Below are 5,262 nucleotides of genomic sequence, written 5' to 3'. Positions count from 1 at the left end.
GGCCCGGCATGATGCCGGGCCCGGGTTTGATCCGCCCGCGGAATATACGCCACACGGAATATCGGGGACGTCTACCGGAACAGTGCGCTGTAGGTTCCCATGATGATCCGGTCGCCGGGCGTCGACTTTCTCATGTAGTCGACCACTGCCCAGTCGTCGAGCGAGATGCAGCCCGCGGTCGGGACCTTGTTCATGTGCAGGAAGATGGCGAAGCCGGCGTCCTGCACGATGTTGGGCCGGTTGTAGTTGATGACCACGCCCTGACGGTAGTCATGGGTGGCGCGCGTGGCGAAGTACCACATGTTCTCGTCCCAGCCCACCCAGGAGGAGGACTCGAAGTACTTGTTGTACGTCGCGGTCCACGGATTGCCGCCCCAGCGGGACCGGGGGTTCAGCGTGCGGTACGGCAGCCGCGTTCCCGGGTTTCCCAGGCCGAAGGCCTCAGTCACCGAATACGATCCGGTGGGTGAGTACAGGTTCCTGGTGGGGCCAGATGGCACGCCGGGTGCCTTGAACCCGGACGCGCCCACATATCCGTCGGTCCTCCAGTCCGGGAAGTACATCCCCGCGATCCGGACGCAGTACAGGTTCGTGGCCCGCGACTGCCCGTAGCCCTGGGCGAAGGTCAGCAGCACGCGGTTGGCGCCGTACGTGGAGTACCTGGACTGTCCGTTGTTCAGCTTTTGGCATTCCGTGACGGGGTACACGCGGCTGCCCGCCGGTGCCGTCCAGCTGATGAAACCGCGCTGGAACGACTGGGCGCATCCGGCACCCAGGCAGCGGAGGTCTGTTGTTGGATAGCCAAGGGATCCCCGGTGCGCGCCGGCGGCGGCGTACCTGCTGCCGATCGCCCCCCGGGACGACCATGCGCCCGTGGCAGGGGACCAGTAGATGGTTCCAAACTGGAAGCGCTGGATGCATCCGCTCGCCGGCTGCCCGCAGGCTTCCGACCCGACCGGGTAGCCGAGTGAGCCGCGATGGGCACCGGAGGCGCTGTACCTGCCGCCGATTGCGCCCTTCACGGTCCAGGCTCCGGTCGTGGGGGACCAGTAGATGGTTCCGCCCTGAAAGCTCTGCAGGCACCCGCCTGCCCGCTGTCCGCACACCTGGGTGGCCCGGGGATACCCCAGGAACCCGTTCTGGCTGCCGCTGGCCGCCCACCGTGCCGCGATGCCGCCGCGGACAATGTGGGCTCCGGTGGACGGGCTCCAGTAGATGGTGCCGCCGCTGAAACCCTGGGAGCAGCCGCCGTTGCGAAGGCCGCAGGTTTCCCTGGTGGTCGGCAGGCCCAGGCCGGATTCGCTGCCGCGCTCCACCCAGCGCATGCCGATGGCCCCTTTGGACCAGATTTGGAATATCCCGCGGGACGTGGAGGTGAGGATCCGTCCGCTTGAGAACCGCTGGATGGTTCCGGTGCCCACCGGGGTTTCATCCTGCACCGGGAAACCGTAGGTGGACAACGCTCCACCGGCATGCCATGCGGGGCCGGTGCGGCCGGAATCTGCCAGCACCGGGTGCGCTCCGGTCGCCGCGGTCCAGAAAATCCATCCGCCCTCGAAGTGTTGTTTGCAGAGCCCTGCTGCGCACACCATCGCGGCGGTGGGGCTTCCGAGTTTTCCGGCCGCGCCGCCCATTTCGGCGTACTTGCTCCCGATGGCCCCGCTCGTGGTGAATTCGGGTTCGGGGTCGGGTGCCGGGTCGGTGGCCGGCGGTTCCGTCACAGCCGGATCGGTGACGGCCGGTTCCGTTACGGACGGGTCCGACGGCGGCTCCGGCGCGGCAGGGTCCGTTACCGGATCAGGGGCCGGCTCCGTTGCCGGGTCGGTGACAGGGCCGGTCGCGGGTTCCGTCGCGGGAGCCGGATCAGTGGTTTCTGCGGTGGCGCCTGTGGTGGCAGCTGCCGGCGTCGACGGGTCGGTGGCCTGGACCGTCGGTGCAGTCTCGGTGCCAACGGCGAGGGCGGGGGAGGACGCGAGTGGTCCGGCCGCCAGGCTCAGGAGCAGGGCAGCCGTAAGGATTGGTTTTTTCACGAAGCGTCCTCCACCGACACAACCGGTTCGCACGTGCCGGTCTGGCCCGCGGTCCTGGCGAAGTTCTCTGCAGAAATCTCAGCCGTCTTCCCTGCCTGCACGGTTTCCGTGATCAGGGTGTGGCCCTGGACGGCCGCGCCCACCGTGACGGCGATGGCCACGGTGTAGGTCTTGGCTTTGTCCGAGGCGTTGGCCAGGGTGCCCTTGAACGACCACTGGCCGTCGGGACCGGCCGCGCAGGTGTGCTCCTGCAGGGCATCGATCGCGTTCAGCGACGTCGACACATCAGTGGGCAGGGCAGGGGCCGTAGTGGGTGGTGAGGATTCCAGCGGCGGCTGGGAGGCCGCCGTCGTACTGGTTTGTGACGGTGAAGCGCTGGGGCTGGTTCCGGACGGGGCTGTGCCCCCGCCGGAACACCCCGAGGCTGCCAGCAGCAGCGCCGCCGGCAGCAGTAGTGCTCTCTTTCTCATAGTCCCCCCTGAAAAGTGGCGCGAGTGCCGGCGTCCGCATGAGACGGTGCGGATGCCATGGCCGGGAACGCATCCCCGGCCATGGTGCTCAGAGTAGCCGCAAGAGAGGCTTCAAAGGGAGCCTTTTCTCCAGTCGAATTACTGTTTCGCTGCCGAATGCGGGAACGGGCGGACGGACACCCGGAAAGGGGCAAAAGCGCGCGGAATGTTGCCCCCGTCACGGAGCTCTCCGGAAATCTTGTACGATGGATGGGCCGTGCGAACCTTCGATGCTCCACGAGTTTTTGTACAGATACCGTCCTCAAGAGGGGCTAAAAGTCGAATTATCTGTACAAAAACTCCAGGTTCCGGAACCGGCAGTGCCGTTACCCAAGGCAAACCCCCGACCCAACAAGGAACAGTTGTGCCTCAAAGTACCCCCACAGAACTTATGAGCCCGACGGCTCCATCCGCCGCCGTCGACTCGACCCTCAGCGCCGAGGGCTACAAGAAGACCCTGAGCCGGCGCCACGTCACCATGATCGCGATGGGCGGCGCCATCGGCGTGGGCCTCTTCATGGGAGCCGGCGGCCGCCTGGCCTCCACGGGCCCGGCCCTGATTTTCTCCTACGCCATTGCCGGCGTCATCGCCTACCTGCTGATGCGGGCCCTCGGCGAGCTGATCATGTACCGGCAGACCTCCGGCTCCTTCGTGAGCTACGCCGGCGAGCTGTTCGGCAAGAAGGGCGCCTACCTGTCCGGCTGGATGTACTTCATCAACTGGGCCATGACCGGCATCGCGGAGCTGATCGCGATCGGCCTCTACTTCCAGTTCTTCTTCCCCAACGTCCCCGTGGAGCTCTCCGCCATCGCCGCGCTGGTGCTGCTGGTGGCCGTGAACCTGCTCAGCGTCAAGGCGTTCGGTGAATTCGAATTCTGGGCGTCGTGCCTCAAGGTGGGCGCCATCGTGATCTTCCTGGCCGTGGGCACGTTCATGGTGGTCACCAACGCCAAGGTGGGCGCCGGCCACGCGTCACCGGTCAACCTCTTCTCCGCCGAAGGCGGCATGTTCCCCAAGGGCGCCCTGGTGATGATCCTGGTGCTCAACGCCGTGATCTTCGCCTACAACGCCATCGAACTCGTGGGCATCACCGCCGGCGAGATGGAAAACCCGGAACGCGAAGTGCCCAAGGCGATCCGCGCCGTCGTGCTCCGCATCGTGGTGTTCTACGTCGGTTCCGTGACCCTGCTGGCCATGCTGCTGCCTTCGGACCAGTACAAGGCCGGCACCTCGCCGTTCGTCACCGTCTTCGGGCAGATGGGGCTGCCGTGGATGGGCGACGTCATGAACATGATCGTCATCACCGCCGCGCTGTCCTCCTGCAACTCGGGCCTGTACTCGATCGGCCGGATCTTCCGCACCATGGCCAACAACGGCCATGCCCCGCAGTGGCTGACCAAAATGTCCAGCCGCCACGTTCCCTACGCCGCCATCCTGGCCATCGCCGCCGTGTACCTCGTGGGCATCCTGCTGAACATCTGGCTGGGCGGCTCGCACGCGTTCGACCTCGCCCTGAACACCGCCTCGATCGGCGTGATCTTCACCTGGGGCTCCATCTTCGCCAGCCAGATCGCGCTGCGGAAGAAGAAGGGCAACGTTTCGAGCCTGCCGATGCCGGGTTCGCCGTGGACCAGCTGGGCCGGACTGATCGCGCTGCTGGCCATCACCGTGCTGATCGGCTTCGACACCATGACGGACAAGGCCACGGGCGACGTCTTCCTGCTGGGCCTCTGGACCCTCGCCAGCATCCCGTTCTTCGCGCTGGTGCTGTGGCTGGGCTGGCAGAAGGTCAAGAACAACGAGCCGAAGAGCGAACTCTTCAGCTAGTTTCCTGAAGTCCGACGGCGGCGGGTCACCTTTTGCGGAAGGCGGCCCGCCCCCGTCGTTCTTCGCGGTGGGGGATTAGGCCCTGAGGTGCTTTGCGAAGTGTTCCTCGATTCTCCGCCACGCCTCCGGGGCGGCGGCGGGATCCGGGCCGATCCCCATCACGCGCGCCAGCGGGCGCAGTGCCTTCGGGCCTTCCTCGCGGTCGTTCAGGAAGGAGTGGCCCGCCGTCGGAAATTCCTTGACGTCATGTTCAACGCCCACCGCATCCAGGGCGGCCTCCAGCCTGGCGGCGGCGCCGCGCAGTGTGCGGTCCTTCGCGCCGTAGTTCCCCACGAGCGGGCAGGCGCCCCGCAATGCAGCCTCGGGGTCGCGGGGGAGCCGGCCGTAGTTCACGGAGGCGGCATCGAAGCCGTCGTTGGCGGCGAGGAGCGCGAAGCCGCCGCCCATGCAGAAGCCGATAACGCCTGTCCTGCCGGTGGAGAGCGGCGACGCCTGGAGCCACGACCGGGCGGCGGCGATGTCGGCAAAAACGCGGCCTTCGCCGGTGAGCATGGATTTCATGGTGGCCACAAGGCAGCGGCGCGGGCCGCCGTCGCTGTAAAGGTCGACGGCGAGCGTGAGGTAGCCGGCCTCCGCCAGCCGGTGGGCGTGGCGCCGCATCTGGCCGGTGAGGCCGAACGCCTCATGGATCATCACGACGCCGGGAAACGGGCCAGCGCCGGCAGGCTGGGCGAGGTAGCCGCGAAGGTTCCGGGAACCGCCGGCGGTCTTTGCGCCGCCCAGGTCGATGAGGGTCATGGGCACAGTCTTGCACGGGCGGGCTGTGCAGTCCGCCGGACTCCGCCTAACAGCCGCGGTTTCAACAAAAACGGCGACGCCGGGCTCCCCCCAAGGG

General features: G+C 66.9%; 4 protein-coding genes. 1 reads left to right on the top strand and 3 read right to left on the bottom strand.

Annotated elements, in window-relative coordinates; translation table 11 throughout:
- Positions 1–71 precede the first annotated feature (71 nt).
- Both ACFUTU_RS21140 and ACFUTU_RS21135 read right to left on the bottom strand, forming a co-directional pair.
- Complete coding sequence (locus ACFUTU_RS21140) at positions 72–2,030, bottom strand: hypothetical protein (protein ID WP_377967895.1); 1,959 nt, start codon at positions 2,028–2,030, stop codon at positions 72–74.
- Complete coding sequence (locus ACFUTU_RS21135; RefSeq protein WP_377967893.1) at positions 2,027–2,500, bottom strand: hypothetical protein; 474 nt, start codon at positions 2,498–2,500, stop codon at positions 2,027–2,029. Before ACFUTU_RS21135 ends, ACFUTU_RS21140 begins: the two co-directional genes overlap by 4 nt.
- Positions 2,501–2,903: 403 nt before the next feature.
- Here ACFUTU_RS21135 and ACFUTU_RS21130 point away from each other — a divergent pair, with 403 nt between their 5' ends.
- Entirely contained in the window at positions 2,904–4,367 is a 1,464-nt protein-coding gene (locus tag ACFUTU_RS21130) for an amino acid permease (protein ID WP_377967891.1), read from the top strand.
- Between the two features lie 75 nt (positions 4,368–4,442).
- Here the strand turns inward: ACFUTU_RS21130 and ACFUTU_RS21125 are convergent, their stop codons facing one another.
- A complete protein-coding gene (locus tag ACFUTU_RS21125; RefSeq protein ID WP_377967889.1) occupies positions 4,443–5,165 on the bottom strand; it encodes a dienelactone hydrolase family protein in 723 nt (240 codons plus the stop codon).
- Between the last annotated feature and the right edge of the window lie 97 nt (positions 5,166–5,262).

Origin of the sequence: Arthrobacter sp. NPDC057388 (assembly GCF_042668165.1) — a bacterium.
Classification (GTDB): Bacteria; Actinomycetota; Actinomycetes; order Actinomycetales; family Micrococcaceae; genus Arthrobacter.
The sequence above is the reverse complement of the archived record's forward strand: the minus strand, read 5'-3'. Positions and strand labels throughout refer to the sequence as shown.